A 16492-nucleotide genomic window follows, 5' to 3' on the forward strand; every position below is an offset into this window, starting at 1 on the left:
TCCGGTGGCAATGGACGAAGGTCTGCGCTTCGCCATCCGCGAAGGCGGCCGTACCGTCGGCGCCGGCGTGGTCTCGAAGATCATCGAGTAAGCCTGCAGTACCGGTGGTTGCATAGCGCCGCCGGTTACGCGAATGGCGGGCCGGGAACCTCGGTCCGCCTTCGCCGTCTAAGGGAAGGCAAGTTTCAAACGTACGCCAGTAGCTCAATTGGCAGAGCAGCGGTCTCCAAAACCGCAGGTTGGGGGTTCGAGTCCCTCCTGGCGTGCCATCTGCCCACCTTATCCAGCGGCCTGGGCCGCTAAAGCAGACACAGCCGGATGAATAGCAAGATCGAACACTCCAAGGACACCTCCGCCACGGGCGGGGATATCGTCAAGTATGTCGCCGCATCGCTGCTGGTGCTGGCCGGTCTGTTCGTCTGGTTCTGGTTCTCCGCCGACTCCGGTCGCGCCGCCCAGCTTGGTGCGTGGGCCGGTCAGTTGCGTGCGTTGGCGGTTGTGGTCGGCCTGGTTGGCGGTATCGGCGTGTTCATGCTGACCGGCAAGGGGCGCGACACCCGCGAATTCCTCTCCGAGTCGCGTTTCGAACTGCGCAAGGTGGTCTGGCCGACGCGCCAGGAAGCCATCCGCATGACCTGGGTCGTGATGGTGGTGGTAACCATTCTCAGCCTGCTGCTGGGTGGGTTCGATTACGTCATTCAGTGGCTGGTTCAGCTGTTCCTGAGCCGCTAAGGAGATTTGCATGAAGCGTTGGTACGTCGTTCACGCCTATTCGGGCTTCGAGAAGTCGGTGGCGCAGGCTCTGCGCGATCGCATCGTCCGTGACGGCATGGAAGAGCGCTTCGGCGACGTCCTGGTCCCGACCGAAGAAGTGGTCGAGATGCGCGCTGGCCAGAAGCGCCGCTCCGAGCGCAAGTTCTTCCCGGGTTACGTGCTGGTCCAGATCGAGACCCACGAAGAAGCCGGCATTCCGCGCATCGACAACGAAAGCTGGCACCTGGTGAAGGAAACCCCGCGTGTGATGGGCTTCATCGGCGGCACCGCCGACCGTCCGCTGCCGATCGCCGATTCCGAGGCCGAAGCCATCCTGAATCGCGTTCAGGAGGGTGTCGAGAAGCCGCGCCCGAAGGTGCTGTTCGAGCCGGGCCAGATGGTCCGCGTCACCGACGGCCCGTTCAACGATTTCAATGGCGTCGTCGAAGAAGTCAACTACGAGAAGAGCCGTCTGCGCGTCTCGGTGCTGATCTTCGGTCGTGCCACCCCGGTCGAGCTTGAGTTCGGTCAGGTCGAAAAGGCCGTCTGATCGCCTGTAGAGTCGAGCCATGCTCGACTCCTGGCTCCGGATGCTGCGCAGTCGAGCATGGCTCGACTCTATAGAAGGAACCGGGCATCGCCCGGTTTCCTTCGTTTATGTGCCGCTTCAGGCATGTGAAGGAAAAACCTGTTATAGTTCGCGGCTCCCTGCTGGGATGCTGGCAGGACGAGGCCGCCGCAAGGTGGCCTTCGGCATGATTTCAAAACGCGATGCCGGGACGCGTGATTCCCGGTCCGATGGGGAGCCTGTTGTCGAAAGGCGCTAGCACCCGGAGAGCACTCACATGGCAAAGAAAGTTGTCGGTTACATCAAGCTGCAGGTGAAGGCCGGTCAGGCCAACCCCTCGCCGCCGGTCGGTCCCGCGCTGGGTCAGCGTGGTCTGAACATCATGGAATTCTGCAAGGCGTTCAACGCTGCCACGCAGAAGCTCGAGCCGGGTCTGCCGGTTCCGGTGATCATCACGGCCTACTCGGACCGTACGTTCACCTTCATCACCAAGAGCACCCCGGCCACCACCCTGCTGAAGAAGGCCGCTGGCATCTCGTCGGGCTCCAAGCGCCCGAACACCGAGAAGGTCGGCAAGGTCACCCGTAAGCAGCTGGAAGAGATCGCCAAGGCGAAGGAGCCGGATCTGACTGCCGCCGACCTGGACGCCGCCGTGCGTACCATCGCTGGCTCTGCCCGTTCCATGGGCCTCGTGGTGGAGGGTTAATAAGATGGCACAGACCAAGCGTGAGAAGGCCATCAAGGCCGCTGTCGTTCCGGGCAAGGCATACGCCTTCGAGGACGCGATCAACATCCTGAAGAGCGCCACCAAGGCCAAGTTCGTCGAGTCGATCGACGTTGCTGTGCGCCTGGGCGTCGATGCGAAGAAGTCCGACCAGCAGGTCCGTGGCTCCACCGTGCTGCCGGCTGGTACCGGCAAGTCGGTCCGCGTCGCCGTGTTCGCTCCGGCCGGTGCCAAGGCTGACGAAGCCCTGGCCGCTGGCGCCGAAGCCGTCGGTATGGATGACCTGGCCGAGAAGATGCAGGCCGGCGATCTGAACTACGACGTCGTCATCGCGACCCCGGACGCCATGCGCGTTGTCGGTAAGCTGGGCACCGTGCTGGGCCCGCGCGGCCTGATGCCGAACCCGAAGGTCGGCACCGTTTCCCCGAATCCGGGTGAAGCGGTGAAGAACGCCAAGTCGGGTCAGGTCCGTTACCGCACCGACAAGGCCGGCATCATCCACTGCACCATCGGCAAGGCCGATTTCGCCGAAGACGCGCTGAAGTCGAACCTGACCGCGCTGCTGCTGGACCTGATCAAGGCCAAGCCGGCCACCTCGAAGGGCACCTACCTGCAGAAGGTTTCGGTCAGCTCGACGATGGGCCCGGGCGTCACCGTCGACCAGTCGTCGCTGACCCTGAAGTAATTGTTTCAAGCGGTCACGGTGCCTTGGGTGCCGTGACCGTGACATTTGAAGGCATCGCAGGCAGTACATCGCCGGCGGTAGCCGTCAAAGACCGCAGGCGCGGTCGTGGCAATACCGGCGACGGGCACGGAAGCTCGATCTGGCAAGGAGTCGCCGCCGGAGCAGTCATGAGCGCTTAATCGATTCCCCGGAATCACCCTGCGTAGATGGTGCCCTTCTGGAGTTTTTCTGGTTCACGCACGTCTGGGTTTCCCAGGTTGGCCCACTCCAGGTCTAGAACGGCCCACCCCCGGAACATCATCCCGATGTTCCCGGCGTCCAGGACGGATGCCGCACAGGACCGCACACGGCAGGAGCCGTAAGCGGAGTTCAATAGGAGGAGTGCAATGGCTCTCAATCTGTCCCAGAAGCAAGAAGTAGTCGCCGAGCTGGCAGACGTCGCCGCCAAGGCCCACTCCTTGATCGCAGCCGAATACGCTGGCACCACGGTCGCCCAGATGACCGCGATGCGCAAGCAGGCTCGTGAAACCGGTGTTTTCTTGAAGGTTGTCAAGAACACCCTGGCTTCGCGCGCCGTTGAAGGCACCGAGTTCGCAGTCGCCCAGGACCAGATGGTTGGTCCGCTGCTGTACGCGTTCTCGCTCGAGGAGCCCGGCGCTGCCGGTCGCCTGATCAAGGAAGCCGCCAAGGGCAACGACAAGCTGAAGGCTAAGGTCGTCGCCATCGGTGGCGAAGTGTTCCCGGCAAGCCACGTTGACGTGCTGGCCTCGCTGCCGACCCGCGATCAGGCCCTGGCCATGCTGGCCCGCGTCCTGACCGAGCCGGTCACGATGTTCGCCCGCGCGATCAAGGCTGTTGGCGAGAAGCAGGGTGGTGGCGACGTCGCCGCCGACGCTGCCGAGCCGGCCGCCGAGACCGCCTGAGTTTCGACTTACCGTGGTTCCTGACGGAACCTCAACCCAGAAAATCATCCAAAGGTATTTATCATGTCCCTTACCAACGAACAGATCGTCGACGCCATCGCCGAGAAGTCCCTGATGGAAGTGATGGAGCTGGTCAAGGCCATCGAAGAGAAGTTCGGCGTCTCCGCCGCTGCTCCGGTTGCCGTGGCTGCTGCCGCCGGCCCGGCTGCTGCTGTTGAAGAGCAGACCGAATTCACCGTCACCCTGAAGACTGCCGGCGAGAAGAAGGTCGAAGTCATCAAGGCCGTCCGCGCCATCACCGGCCTGGGCCTGAAGGAAGCGAAGGACCTGGCCGAAGCCGGTGGTGTCCTGAAGGAAGCCGCTTCGAAGGACGAAGCCGAGAAGATGAAGAAGGACCTGGAAGCTGCTGGCGCGACTGTCGAAGTCAAGTAAGCACTTCCCTTGCGTCGTCATCGATTCACGGCGATGCAGCCAAGGCTGGGGGCGTAAGCCCCCGGCCTTTGGTCGTTGTTGCGGTGTCGGTAGAGTCGACTGTTGGTCGACTGTTTCAAAAGCAGCAAAAAGCCCAACACGGGCTGCGGTCAGACCCCGGCCGGCCAGCGCAGAGCGCGGCAGCGGGGGAGTGGTAGCAGACGAGTTGGCAGTTGGAAGTAGCGGGAGAAGGCGTGCTGGTGCCGGCAATACCAGCGACTTCCAACTGACAATTTCAAGTTCCCTTCAGGGTCGTGGACGCACGGCCCGCACAACAAGGTGGAAGACCTCATGACGTCCTATTCGTTCACCGAAAAAAAGCGTATCCGCAAGGATTTCGGCAAGCAGCGCTCGATTCTCGAAGTGCCGTTCCTGCTCGCCATCCAGGTGGATTCCTATCGTGAATTCCTGCAGGAAAACGTCGATCCGGCCAAGCGCACGGACCACGGCCTGCACGCTGCGCTGAAGTCGGTCTTCCCGATCGCCAGCTACAGCGGCAATGCTGCCCTGGAATACGTCGGCTACAAGCTGGGCGAACCGGTCTTCGACGAACGTGAATGCCGCCAGCGCGGCATGAGCTACGGCGCCCCGCTGCGCGTCACCGTGCGCCTGGTGATCTACGACCGCGAGTCGTCGACCAAGGCCATCAAGTACGTGAAGGAGCAGGAGGTCTATCTGGGCGAAATCCCGCTGATGACCGAGAACGGCACCTTCATCGTCAACGGCACCGAGCGCGTCATCGTCTCGCAGCTGCACCGCTCGCCGGGCGTGTTCTTCGACCACGACCGTGGCAAGACCCACAGCTCGGGCAAGCTGCTGTACAGCGCCCGCATCATTCCTTACCGCGGCTCCTGGCTGGACTTCGAGTTCGACCCGAAGGACGCGCTGTTCACCCGTATCGACCGCCGCCGCAAGCTGCCGGTGTCGATCCTGCTGCGCGCGCTCGGCTACAGCAACGAAGAGATGCTGGCCGAGTTCTTCGAGATCAACACCTTCCACATCAACCCGGATGAAGGCGTCCAGCTGGAGCTGGTGCCCGAGCGCCTGCGTGGCGAAACCCTGGGCTTCGACCTCGCCGACGGCGACAAGGTCATCGTGGAAGCCGGCAAGCGCATCACCGCGCGCCACATCAAGCAGCTGGAAGCCTCGGGCATCGCCGCCCTGGCCGTGCCGGACGACTACATCGTCGGCCGCATCCTGTCGCACGACGTGGTCGATGCCTCGACCGGCGAACTGCTGGCCCAGGCCAACGACGAGATCAGCGACGAGCAGCTGCAGAACTTCCGCAAGGCCGGCGTCGATGCGGTGGGCACCCTGTGGGTGAACGACCTGGATCGTGGCCCGTACCTGTCCAACACCCTGCGCATCGATCCGACCAAGACCCAGCTGGAAGCCCTGGTCGAGATCTACCGCATGATGCGTCCGGGCGAGCCGCCGACCAAGGATGCCGCGCAGAACCTGTTCCACAACCTGTTCTTCACCTTCGAGCGCTACGACCTGTCCGCGGTCGGCCGCATGAAGTTCAACCGTCGCGTGGGCCGCAAGGAAACCACCGGCGAAGCCGTGCTGTACGACAGCAAGTACTTCGGTGAGCGCAACGACGAAGAGTCCAAGCGCCTGGTCGCCGCCCATGGCGACAGCTCCGATATCCTGGACGTGATCAAGGTCCTGACCGAGATCCGCAACGGTCGCGGCGTGGTCGACGATATCGACCACCTGGGCAACCGTCGCGTGCGTTCGGTCGGCGAAATGGCCGAGAACGTGTTCCGCGTGGGCCTGGTCCGCGTCGAGCGCGCCGTCAAGGAGCGCCTGTCGATGGCCGAGTCCGAAGGCCTGACCCCGCAGGAGCTGATCAACGCCAAGCCGGTCGCCGCGGCCATCAAGGAGTTCTTCGGCTCCTCGCAGCTGTCGCAGTTCATGGACCAGAACAACCCGCTGTCGGAAGTGACCCACAAGCGCCGCGTCTCGGCCCTGGGCCCGGGCGGTCTGACCCGTGAGCGCGCCGGCTTCGAAGTGCGCGACGTGCACCCGACCCACTACGGCCGCGTCTGCACCATCGAAACCCCGGAAGGCCCGAACATCGGCCTGATCAACTCGCTGGCCGTGTACGCCCGCACCAACCAGTACGGTTTCCTCGAGACCCCGTACCGCAAGGTCGTGGACGGCAAGGTCTATGACGAAGTCGAGTTCCTGTCGGCCATCGAAGAAAACGAGTACGTCATTGCGCAGGCCAACGCGCTGACCGACGCCAACAGCGTGCTGACCGAGCAGTTCGTTCCCTGCCGTTACCAGGGCGAATCGCTGCTGAAGCCGCCGGCGGAGGTCCACTTCATGGACGTCTCGCCGATGCAGACCGTGTCGATCGCGGCCGCGCTGGTTCCGTTCCTGGAGCACGATGACGCCAACCGCGCACTGATGGGCGCCAACATGCAGCGTCAGGCCGTGCCGACCCTGCGTGCGCAGAAGCCGCTGGTCGGTACCGGTATCGAGCGCGCCGTGGCGCGTGACTCCGGCGTGACCGTGAACGCCCGCCGTGGTGGCGAGATCGTGCAGATCGACGCCGCCCGCATCGTGGTCAAGGTCAACGAGGAAGAAATCGTTGGCGCCACCGACGCCGGCGTGGACATCTACAACCTGGTCAAGTACACCCGCTCGAACCAGAACACCTGCATCAACCAGCGTCCGCTGGTCCAGGTGGGTGACGTCATCGCCCGCGGCGACGTGCTGGCCGACGGTCCGTCCACCGACATCGGCGAACTGGCCCTGGGCCAGAACATGCTGATCGCGTTCATGCCGTGGAACGGCTACAACTTCGAAGACTCCATCCTGCTCTCCGAGCGCGTGGTGGAAGAGGATCGCTACACCACGATCCACATCGAAGAGCTGACCTGCGTCGCGCGTGACACCAAGCTGGGGCCGGAGGAAATCTCGGCCGACATCCCGAACGTTTCCGAGCAGGCGCTGAACCGCCTGGACGAGAGCGGCGTGGTGTACATCGGTGCCGAAGTCCGCGCCGGCGACATCATGGTCGGCAAGGTCACCCCGAAGGGCGAAAGCCAGCTGACCCCGGAAGAGAAGCTGCTGCGCGCGATCTTCGGCGAGAAGGCTTCGGACGTGAAGGACAGCTCGCTGCGCGTTCCGCCGGGCATGGACGGCACCGTCATCGACGTGCAGGTCTTCACCCGCGATGGCATCGAGAAGGACAAGCGCGCCCGTCAGATCGAAGAATCTGAAATCAAGCGCGTCAAGAAGGACTTCGACGACCAGTTCCGCATTCTGGAAGCGGCCATCTACATGCGTCTGCGTTCGCAGATCGTGGGCAAGGTGGTCAACGGTGGCGCCGGCCTGAAGAAGGGCGACGTGATCTCCGACGCCTTCCTGGACGGCCTGAAGAAGGCCGACTGGTTCGCCCTGCGCATGAAGGACGAGGATGCGTCGGAAGCCATCGAGCGCGCGCAGAAGCAGATCCAGGCGCACGAGAAGGAATTCGAGCGTCGCTTCGCTGACAAGCGTGGCAAGATCACCGCCGGCGACGACCTCGCCCCGGGCGTGCTGAAGATGGTCAAGGTGTTCCTGGCCGTGAAGCGCCGCATCCAGCCGGGCGACAAGATGGCAGGCCGCCACGGTAACAAGGGTGTGGTGTCCAACGTGGTGCCGGTCGAGGACATGCCGTACATGGCCTCGGGTGAAACCGTGGACATCGTGCTGAACCCGCTGGGCGTGCCGTCGCGTATGAACATCGGCCAGATCCTGGAAGTGCACCTGGGCTGGGCGGCCAAGGGTCTGGGTCGCAAGATCCAGGCGATGATGGAAGCCCAGGCGGCCGTGGCCGACCTGCGCAAGTTCCTGGACGACATCTACAACCACGATGACACCAACGTGGCCAACCGTGTCGACCTGTCGCAGTTCAGCGACGAGGAACTGCTGCGCCTGGCCCGCAACCTGACCGACGGCGTGCCGATGGCAACCCCGGTGTTCGACGGTGCCACCGAAGCGGAAATCAAGCGCATGCTGGAACTGGCCGACCTGCCGAGCAGTGGCCAGACCCAGCTGTACGACGGCCGCACCGGTGAAGCCTTCGATCGCCACACCACCGTTGGCTACATGCACTACCTGAAGCTGAACCACCTGGTCGACGACAAGATGCACGCCCGTTCGACCGGCCCGTACTCGCTCGTCACCCAGCAGCCGCTGGGCGGCAAGGCGCAGTTCGGCGGCCAGCGCTTCGGTGAAATGGAAGTCTGGGCGCTGGAAGCCTACGGCGCGGCCTACACCCTGCAGGAAATGCTGACGGTGAAATCCGATGACGTGCAGGGCCGCAACCAGATGTACAAGAACATCGTCGACGGTGAGCACGAGATGGTCGCGGGCATGCCGGAATCCTTCAACGTGCTTGTGAAGGAAATCCGCTCGCTGGCCATCAACATGGAACTGGAAGACAACTGATCCGTGCCGGCGCGGCGGTCCGCCGCCGCGCCGCTGGCAGTGACCTGAAAGCCCATCGACACAGCATTCCTCCTTCTGGAGAACACCATGAAAGACCTGCTCAACCTCTTCAACCAGCAGCGCCAGACGCTGGACTTCGACGCGATCAAGATCGCGCTGGCCTCGCCGGACCTGATCCGTTCGTGGTCCTTCGGCGAAGTGAAGAAGCCGGAAACCATCAACTACCGTACCTTCAAGCCGGAACGTGACGGCCTGTTCTGCGCCGCCATCTTCGGGCCGGTCAAGGACTACGAGTGCCTGTGCGGCAAGTACAAGCGCATGAAGCACCGCGGCGTGGTCTGCGAAAAGTGCGGCACCGAAGTGACCCTGGCCAAGGTGCGTCGCGAGCGCATGGGCCACATCGACCTGGCGTCGCCGGTCGCGCACATCTGGTTCCTGAAGTCGCTGCCGTCGCGCATCGGCCTGATGCTGGACATGACCCTGCGCGACATCGAGCGCGTGCTGTACTTCGAAGCCTACGTGGTGACCGAGCCGGGCCTGACCGCCCTGGAGCGCCGCCAGCTGCTGACCGAAGAACAGTACCTGCAGGCCCGCCAGGAGCACGGTGACGACTTCGATGCCGCCATGGGCGCCGAGGCCGTGTACGAACTGCTGCGCACCATCGACCTGCAGTCGGAAATGACCCGCCTGCGCGAGGAAATCGCCGCTACCGGTTCGGAAACCAAGCTCAAGCGCCTCACCAAGCGCATCAAGCTGATCGAAGCCTTCCTGGAATCGGGCAACCGTCCGGAGTGGATGGTCATGACCGTGCTGCCGGTGCTGCCGCCGGACCTGCGTCCGCTGGTGCCGCTGGACGGCGGCCGCTTCGCGACCTCCGACCTGAACGACCTGTACCGCCGCGTCATCAACCGCAACAACCGCCTGCGCCGCCTGCTCGAACTGAGCGCGCCGGACATCATCGTGCGCAATGAAAAGCGCATGCTGCAGGAATCGGTCGATGCGCTGCTGGACAACGGCCGTCGTGGCCGTGCCATCACCGGCACCAACAAGCGCCCGCTGAAGTCGCTGGCCGACATGATCAAGGGCAAGCAGGGTCGCTTCCGCCAGAACCTGCTGGGCAAGCGCGTCGACTACTCGGGCCGTTCGGTCATCGTGGTCGGTCCGTACCTGCGCCTGCACCAGTGCGGCCTGCCGAAGAAGATGGCGCTGGAGCTGTTCAAGCCGTTCGTCTTCGCCAAGCTGCAGCGTCGTGGCCTGGCCACCACCATCAAGGCCGCCAAGAAGCTGGTCGAGCGCGAAGAAGCCGAAGTCTGGGACATCCTGGAAGAGGTCATCCGCGAACATCCGGTCATGCTGAACCGTGCGCCGACCCTGCACCGTCTGGGCATCCAGGCGTTCGAGCCGGTGCTGATCGAAGGCAAGGCCATCCAGCTGCACCCGCTGGTCTGCACCGCGTTCAACGCCGACTTCGACGGTGACCAGATGGCCGTCCACGTGCCGCTCTCGCTGGAAGCCCAGCTGGAAGCGCGTGCGCTGATGATGTCCACCAACAACATCCTGTCGCCGGCCAACGGCGAGCCGATCATCGTGCCGTCGCAGGACGTCGTGCTGGGTCTGTACTACATGACCCGCTCACTGGAGAACAAGAAGGGCGAGGGCATGGCCTTCGCCAACATCGCCGAAGTCAAGCGCGCCTACGACAACCGCGTGGTGGAACTGCACGCACGCGTCAAGGTCCGCATCACCGAAGTGGTGACCGACGAGGAAGGCAACAAGCAGAACAAGACCTCGATCGTGGACACCACGATCGGTCGCGCCCTGCTGGCTGAAATCCTGCCGGAAGGCCTGCCGTTCGCGCTGGCCAACACCGAGCTGACCAAGAAGAACATCAGCCGCCTGATCAACTCCAGCTACCGCCAGCTGGGTCTGAAGGACACGGTCGTGTTCGCCGACAAGCTGATGTACACCGGCTTCGCCTACGCGACCCGCGCCGGCGTCTCGATCGGCATCGACGACATGCTGATCCCGGACGAGAAGAAGGGCATCCTCACCGAGGCCGAAGCCGAAGTGCTGGAAATCCAGGAGCAGTACCAGTCGGGCCTGGTCACCGCCGGCGAGCGCTACAACAAGGTGGTCGACATCTGGTCGCGCACCAACGAGCGCATCGCCAAGGCGATGATGGACACCATCGGTACCGAGAAGGTGGTCAATGCCAAGGGTGAGACCATCGACCAGAAGTCGATGAACTCGCTGTACATCATGGCCGACTCCGGTGCGCGTGGTTCGCAGGCGCAGATCCGTCAGCTGGCCGGCATGCGTGGCCTGATGGCGCGTCCGGACGGCTCGATCATCGAGACGCCCATCAAGGCGAACTTCCGCGAAGGCCTGAACGTGCAGGAGTACTTCAACTCCACCCACGGTGCCCGTAAGGGTCTGGCCGATACCGCGCTGAAGACCGCGAACTCGGGTTACCTGACCCGTCGTCTGGTCGACGTGGCGCAGGACGTGGTGATCACCGAGGTGGATTGCGGTACCACCGAAGGCCTGATCATGACCCCGATCGTGGAAGGCGGCGACGTGGTCGAACCGCTGAAGGACCGCGTGCTGGGTCGCGTGGTTGCCGAGGACGTGTTCCTGCCGGGCAACGACGAAGATCCGATCGTGACCCGCAACACCCTGCTCGACGAAGCCTGGGTCGCCAAGCTGGAAGATGCCGGCGTGCAGAGCATCAAGGTCCGCTCGACGATCTCGTGCGAATCGGCCTTCGGTGTCTGCGGTCGCTGCTACGGCCGCGATCTGGCCCGTGGCCACCTGGTCAACATCGGTGAAGCGGTCGGCGTCATCGCCGCCCAGTCCATCGGTGAGCCGGGTACCCAGCTGACCATGCGTACGTTCCACATCGGTGGTGCGGCGTCGCGTGCGGCTGCGGTCGACAACATCACGGTCAAGACCACCGGTTCGGTCAAGTTCAACAACCTCAAGTCGGTCGAGCACGCCAATGGCTCGCTGGTGGCGGTGTCGCGCTCGGGCGAAATCTCGGTGCTCGACGCGCACGGCCGTGAGCGTGAGCGCTACAAGCTGCCCTACGGTGCCAACATCACCTCCAAGGACGGCGAAGCGGTCAAGGCTGGCCAGACCGTGGCCAACTGGGATCCGCACAACCACCCGATCGTTTCCGAAGTGGCCGGTTTCGTGCGCTTCGTGGACTTCATCGACGGCGTCACCGTCATCGAGAAGACCGACGAACTGACCGGCCTGGCGTCGCGTGAGATCACCGATCCGAAGCGTCGTGGTTCGCAGGGCAAGGATCTGCGTCCGCTGGTGCGCATCGTCGATGCCAAGGGCAACGACCTGTCGATCCCGGGCACCGATCTGCCGGCGCAGTACCTGCTGCCGCCGCGCTCGATCGTCAACCTGCAGGACGGCGCCCCGGTGGGCGTGGGCGACGTCGTCGCCAAGATCCCGCAGGAAGCATCGAAGACCCGCGACATCACCGGTGGTCTGCCGCGCGTGGCCGACCTGTTCGAAGCGCGCAAGCCGAAGGATCCGGCGGTGCTGGCCGAACGTTCGGGCATCATCAGCTTCGGCAAGGACACCAAGGGCAAGCAGCGCCTGATCATCAAGGACACCGATGGTTCGGAGCACGAAGAGCTGATTCCGAAGTACCGCCAGGTCATCGTGTTCGAAGGCGAGCATGTCACCAAGGGTGAAACCATCGTGGACGGCGAGCCGAGCCCGCAGGACATCCTGCGTCTGCTGGGTGTCGAGCCGCTGGCGGCCTACCTTGTGAAGGAAATCCAGGACGTGTACCGCCTGCAGGGCGTGAAGATCAACGACAAGCACATCGAGGTGATCACCCGCCAGATGCTGCGCAAGGTCGAGATCACCGATCAGGGCAGCAGCAAGTTCCTGAACGGCGAACAGGTGGAGCGTCAGCGCGTGATCGAGGAGAATGCGCGCCTGTCGACCCGCAACGAGCTGCCGGCCCAGTTCGATCCGGTGCTGCTGGGTATCACCAAGGCCTCGCTGGCGACCGAGTCGTTCATCTCGGCGGCGTCCTTCCAGGAAACCACCCGCGTGCTGACCGAAGCGGCCGTCCGCGGCACCTCGGACAACCTGCGTGGCCTGAAGGAAAACGTCATCGTCGGCCGCCTGATTCCGGCCGGTACCGGCCTGGCGTACCACAGCAACCGCCGTCGTGGCGCGTCCGGTCTCACCGAGTCGGAGATGCAGACCCTGGCCGGCACCCCGGCCGCGGTCGAGGCACCGGCAGCCGAAGTGGAAGCTGAACAGGCTTCGGAAGACTGAAACACCGGTCCGGCCGGTAGGGTCGAGCTTGCTCGACCACACCGATCGGGCCAAGGACAGGGCAGGGTGGACCGATCGCGGTTCGCCCCGCCAACCTGAACGGGGTACATGGAGGCCCCCCAGTAACGTTCCGGGATCAGGGACGGGCTTGACAGGAGGCGTTTGACTGCTTTCCTGGCAGGTTGCTACAATCGTCTGTCTCAGCAGGCCAAAATTTCGGCCTGCTTTAACATTTCCGCATCTCTGGTCGGATTTTCCGGCCACCAATCAGAAGAACCTACTGATGGCGACGATCAACCAGCTGGTCCGCAAGCCGCGGCAAGCGACCACCTACAAGAGTGCCTCGCCGGCGCTCGACAAGTGCCCGCAGCGCCGTGGCGTCTGCACCCGTGTCTACACCACCACTCCGAAGAAGCCGAACTCGGCTCTGCGCAAGGTTGCCAAGGTCCGCCTGACCAACCAGGAAGAAGTGATTTCCTACATCGGTGGTGAAGGCCACAACCTGCAGGAGCACTCCGTGGTCCTGATCCGCGGCGGTCGCGTCAAGGACCTGCCGGGTGTGCGTTACCACACCGTTCGTGGCTCGCTCGACGCCGCCGGCGTTGCCAAGCGTCGCCAGGCCCGTTCCAAGTACGGCGCCAAGCGTCCGAAGGCATAAGGAGAGAGCACTATGTCGCGTAAGGGTAATACTCCGCAGCGTTCCGTCCTGCCCGATCCGAAGCACGGAAGCGAAACCATCGCCCGCTTCATCAACATGGTCATGCAGAGCGGCAAGAAGTCCGTCGCCGAAAAGATCGTGTACGGCGCCATGGACGTGATCACCGAGAAGAACAGCAGCGCCAACGCCATTGAACTGGTGCAGAAGGCGCTGGACAACGTCGCTCCGGCGGTCGAAGTCAAGTCGCGCCGCGTCGGTGGTGCCACCTACCAGGTGCCGGTCGAAGTGCGTTCGTCGCGCAAGATGGCTCTGGCCATGCGCTGGCTGATCGACTCCGCGCGCAAGCGTGGTGAGAACACCATGCCGAAGAAGCTGGCTGCTGAACTGATCGACGCCTCGGAAAACCGCGGCGGCGCCATCAAGAAGCGCGAAGAAACCCACCGCATGGCCGAAGCCAACAAGGCATTCGCCCACTACCGCTGGTGAGTTTGACGGCCTTGTAAAACAGGCAGGGCAGCACCATTACGGTGCTGCCTCGCGGCCCCAGAAGGGCTGCGCCAATCCGAAGGCCGCCGCAAGGCGGCGTTCGGCCATCCGAATTCCAAGAAATCTGAGAGGCTCCCCGTGGCCCGTTCCACTCCCATCGAGCGTTACCGCAACTTCGGCATCATGGCCCACATCGATGCCGGCAAGACCACCACGTCCGAGCGCATCCTGTTCTACACCGGCAAGAGCCACAAGATCGGTGAAGTGCACGACGGCGCCGCCACCATGGACTGGATGGAGCAGGAGCAGGAGCGTGGCATCACGATCCAGTCCGCTGCCACCACCGCGTTCTGGAAGGGCATGGACAAGTCCCTGCCGGAGCACCGCTTCAACATCATCGACACCCCCGGGCACGTCGACTTCACCATCGAAGTGGAGCGCTCGCTGCGCGTGCTCGACGGTGCCGTCTTCGTGCTGTGCGCCGTCGGTGGCGTGCAGCCGCAGTCGGAAACCGTGTGGCGCCAGGCCAACAAGTACCACGTGCCGCGCATCGCGTTCGTCAACAAGATGGACCGTACCGGTGCCAACTTCCAGAAGGTCGTCGGCCAGCTGAAGGCCAAGCTGGGCGCCGTTGCCGTGCCGATGCAGCTGCCGATCGGCGCTGAAGACAACTTCAAGGGCGTCGTCGACCTGCTGAAGATGAAGGCCATCCACTGGGATGAAGCCTCGCAGGGCATGAAGTTCGAATACAGCGACATCCCGGCCGACCTGCAGGGCCCGGCGGAAGAAGCTCGCCAGTTCATGGTCGAGACCGCTGCCGAAGCCAGCGAAGAGCTGATGGAAAAGTACCTGGGCGGCGAAGAGCTGGCCGAGGCTGAAATCATCAACGCGCTGCGTACCCGCACCCTGGCCACCGAAATCGTGCCGATGTACTGCGGCTCGGCCTTCAAGAACAAGGGCGTGCAGGCCATGCTGGACGGCGTGATCCAGCTGCTGCCGTCGCCGGTCGACGTGCCGGACGTGAAGGGTGTGGACGTTGACGACGACACCGTCGAAATGACCCGCAAGTCGGACGACAAGGCTCCGTTCTCGTCGCTGGCCTTCAAGATCATCACCGACCCGTTCGTCGGCGCGCTGACCTTCTTCCGTGTCTACTCGGGCACCCTGAACGGTGGCGACACCGTGCTGAACTCGGTCAAGGGCAAGAAGGAGCGCATCGGCCGCATCCTGCAGATGCACTCGAACAACCGCGAGGAAATCAAGGAAGTTCTGGCCGGTGACATCGCCGCGGCCGTGGGTCTGAAGGACACCACCACCGGTGACACCCTGTGCGCCGTGGACGCCCCGATCATCCTGGAGCGTATGACGTTCCCGGAGCCGGTGATCTCGATGGCTGTCGAGCCGAAGACCAAGTCGGACCAGGAAAAGATGGGTCTGGCCCTGGGCCGTCTGGCGCAGGAAGATCCGTCGTTCCGCGTCAAGACCGACGAAGAATCCGGCCAGACCATCATCTCGGGCATGGGCGAGCTGCACCTGGACATCATCGTCGACCGTCTGAAGCGCGAGTTCAACGTTGAAGCCAACGTCGGCGCGCCGCAGGTGGCCTACCGCGAAACCATCACCCTGGCCGACGTCAAGTCGGACTACAAGCACGCCAAGCAGTCCGGTGGTAAGGGTCAGTACGGTCACGTCGTGATCGAGCTGTCGCCGATCACCGCTGCCGACCGTGCCGATCCGAAGCTGGCTCCGGCCATCAAGGACGACTTCCTGTTCATCAACGACATCACCGGCGGCGTGATCCCGAAGGAATTCATTCCGTCGGTCGAGAAGGGCCTGCGCGAAACCATCACCAGCGGTCCGCTGGCTGGCTTCCCGGTCGTGGACGTCAAGGTGAAGCTGGTGTTCGGTTCGTACCACGACGTCGACTCCTCGGAAATGGCGTTCAAGCTGGCTTCGTCGATGGCCTTCAAGCAGGGCTTCGCCAAGGCCAAGCCGGTGCTGCTGGAGCCGATCATGAAGGTCGAGATCGTGACCCCGGAGGATTACCAGGGTGACGTGATGGGCGACGTCAGCCGTCGTCGCGGCGTGCTGCAGGGTTCCGACACCACCGGTGACGGTTCGGCCAGCATCATCAACGCGATGATCCCGCTGGGTGAAATGTTCGGCTACGCCACTGCGCTGCGTTCGCAGACGCAGGGCCGCGCCACCTTCACCATGGAATTCGATCACTACGAGCCGGCGCCGACCAACATCGCCGAAGCCGTCATGAAGAAGGGCTGAGCCTCGCTCAGCCTCTCTTGAAACCACTTACGAACAATCAAGGTATAGAACAATGGCAAAGGGTAAGTTCGAGCGCACCAAGCCGCACGTCAACGTCGGCACCATCGGTCACGTCGACCATGGCAAGACCACGCTGACCGCCGCACTGACCAAGATCGGTGCCGAGCGTTTCGGTGGCGAGTTCAAGGCG

At 63.5% G+C, this 16492-nt stretch carries 13 protein-coding genes and 1 tRNA gene; all 14 read left to right on the top strand.

Translation table 11 applies throughout. The features are described from left to right. On the top strand, positions 1 to 91 hold a 91-nt coding region (locus AC5YGJ_RS20175; protein ID WP_488349877.1), incomplete at its 5' end, for an EF-Tu C-terminal domain-related protein. Between the two features lie 102 nt (positions 92 to 193). Continuing rightward, positions 194 to 269, top strand: a tRNA-Trp gene (locus AC5YGJ_RS20180). A 49-nt stretch (positions 270 to 318) separates the two neighbouring features. Next, a complete protein-coding gene (secE, locus tag AC5YGJ_RS20185; RefSeq protein WP_107229953.1) occupies positions 319 to 732 on the top strand; it encodes a preprotein translocase subunit SecE in 414 nt (137 codons plus the stop codon). 10 nt (positions 733 to 742) lie between these two features. Beyond that, positions 743 to 1303, top strand: coding sequence for a transcription termination/antitermination protein NusG (nusG, locus tag AC5YGJ_RS20190; RefSeq protein WP_004154362.1), 561 nt, complete (start codon positions 743 to 745; stop codon positions 1301 to 1303). Positions 1304 to 1598: 295 nt separating this feature from the next. Continuing rightward, on the top strand, positions 1599 to 2027 hold the full coding sequence (gene rplK / locus AC5YGJ_RS20195; RefSeq protein WP_004145248.1) for a 50S ribosomal protein L11: 429 nt from the start codon (positions 1599 to 1601) through the stop codon (positions 2025 to 2027). Positions 2028 to 2031: 4 nt separating this feature from the next. Beyond that, positions 2032 to 2730, top strand: coding sequence for a 50S ribosomal protein L1 (rplA, locus tag AC5YGJ_RS20200; RefSeq protein WP_004154350.1), 699 nt, complete (start codon positions 2032 to 2034; stop codon positions 2728 to 2730). Between the two features lie 386 nt (positions 2731 to 3116). Next, positions 3117 to 3653, top strand: a complete 537-nt coding sequence (gene rplJ / locus AC5YGJ_RS20205) for a 50S ribosomal protein L10 (protein WP_005408203.1) — start codon at positions 3117 to 3119, stop codon at positions 3651 to 3653. Between the two features lie 63 nt (positions 3654 to 3716). Further along, on the top strand, positions 3717 to 4085 hold the full coding sequence (gene rplL, locus AC5YGJ_RS20210; protein ID WP_057497299.1) for a 50S ribosomal protein L7/L12: 369 nt from the start codon (positions 3717 to 3719) through the stop codon (positions 4083 to 4085). 330 nt (positions 4086 to 4415) lie between these two features. Next, positions 4416 to 8570, top strand: a complete 4155-nt coding sequence (gene rpoB / locus AC5YGJ_RS20215; protein WP_107229954.1) for a DNA-directed RNA polymerase subunit beta — start codon at positions 4416 to 4418, stop codon at positions 8568 to 8570. Positions 8571 to 8657: 87 nt separating this feature from the next. Continuing rightward, positions 8658 to 12878: a DNA-directed RNA polymerase subunit beta' gene (gene rpoC / locus AC5YGJ_RS20220; RefSeq protein WP_496187559.1), complete on the top strand. Its 4221-nt coding sequence runs from the start codon at positions 8658 to 8660 to the stop codon at positions 12876 to 12878. A gap of 283 nt (positions 12879 to 13161) precedes the next feature. Beyond that, positions 13162 to 13536 carry a 30S ribosomal protein S12 gene (gene rpsL, locus AC5YGJ_RS20225; protein WP_004145320.1) on the top strand — a complete coding sequence of 125 codons (375 nt, stop codon included), beginning with the start codon at positions 13162 to 13164 and terminating at the stop codon, positions 13534 to 13536. Between the two features lie 12 nt (positions 13537 to 13548). Then, positions 13549 to 14022, top strand: coding sequence for a 30S ribosomal protein S7 (rpsG, locus tag AC5YGJ_RS20230; RefSeq protein WP_004145321.1), 474 nt, complete (start codon positions 13549 to 13551; stop codon positions 14020 to 14022). A gap of 138 nt (positions 14023 to 14160) precedes the next feature. Continuing rightward, the gene (gene fusA / locus AC5YGJ_RS20235; RefSeq protein WP_107229956.1) at positions 14161 to 16302 is read left to right on the top strand and encodes an elongation factor G; all 2142 of its coding nucleotides are present in this window, start codon (positions 14161 to 14163) and stop codon (positions 16300 to 16302) included. 52 nt (positions 16303 to 16354) lie between these two features. After that, the coding region (locus AC5YGJ_RS20240; RefSeq protein ID WP_238482135.1) for a GTP-binding protein at positions 16355 to 16492 on the top strand (138 nt) is incomplete at its 3' end.

This window comes from Stenotrophomonas sp. CS3K5 (genome assembly GCF_059515225.1).

Bases quoted from the DNA above. Each gene is read 5' to 3' on its own strand.
- rplL (WP_057497299.1), top strand. From the start codon at position 3,717: ATGTCCCTTACCAACGAACAGATCGTCGACGCCATCGCCGAGAAGTCC.
- rpoB (WP_107229954.1), top strand. From the start codon at position 4,416: ATGACGTCCTATTCGTTCACCGAAAAAAAGCGTATCCGCAAGGATTTC.
- rpoC (WP_496187559.1), top strand. From the start codon at position 8,658: ATGAAAGACCTGCTCAACCTCTTCAACCAGCAGCGCCAGACGCTGGAC.
- secE (WP_107229953.1), top strand. From the start codon at position 319: ATGAATAGCAAGATCGAACACTCCAAGGACACCTCCGCCACGGGCGGG.
- rpsL (WP_004145320.1), top strand. From the start codon at position 13,162: ATGGCGACGATCAACCAGCTGGTCCGCAAGCCGCGGCAAGCGACCACC.
- rpsG (WP_004145321.1), top strand. From the start codon at position 13,549: ATGTCGCGTAAGGGTAATACTCCGCAGCGTTCCGTCCTGCCCGATCCG.
- rplK (WP_004145248.1), top strand. From the start codon at position 1,599: ATGGCAAAGAAAGTTGTCGGTTACATCAAGCTGCAGGTGAAGGCCGGT.
- rplJ (WP_005408203.1), top strand. From the start codon at position 3,117: ATGGCTCTCAATCTGTCCCAGAAGCAAGAAGTAGTCGCCGAGCTGGCA.
- nusG (WP_004154362.1), top strand. From the start codon at position 743: ATGAAGCGTTGGTACGTCGTTCACGCCTATTCGGGCTTCGAGAAGTCG.
- rplA (WP_004154350.1), top strand. From the start codon at position 2,032: ATGGCACAGACCAAGCGTGAGAAGGCCATCAAGGCCGCTGTCGTTCCG.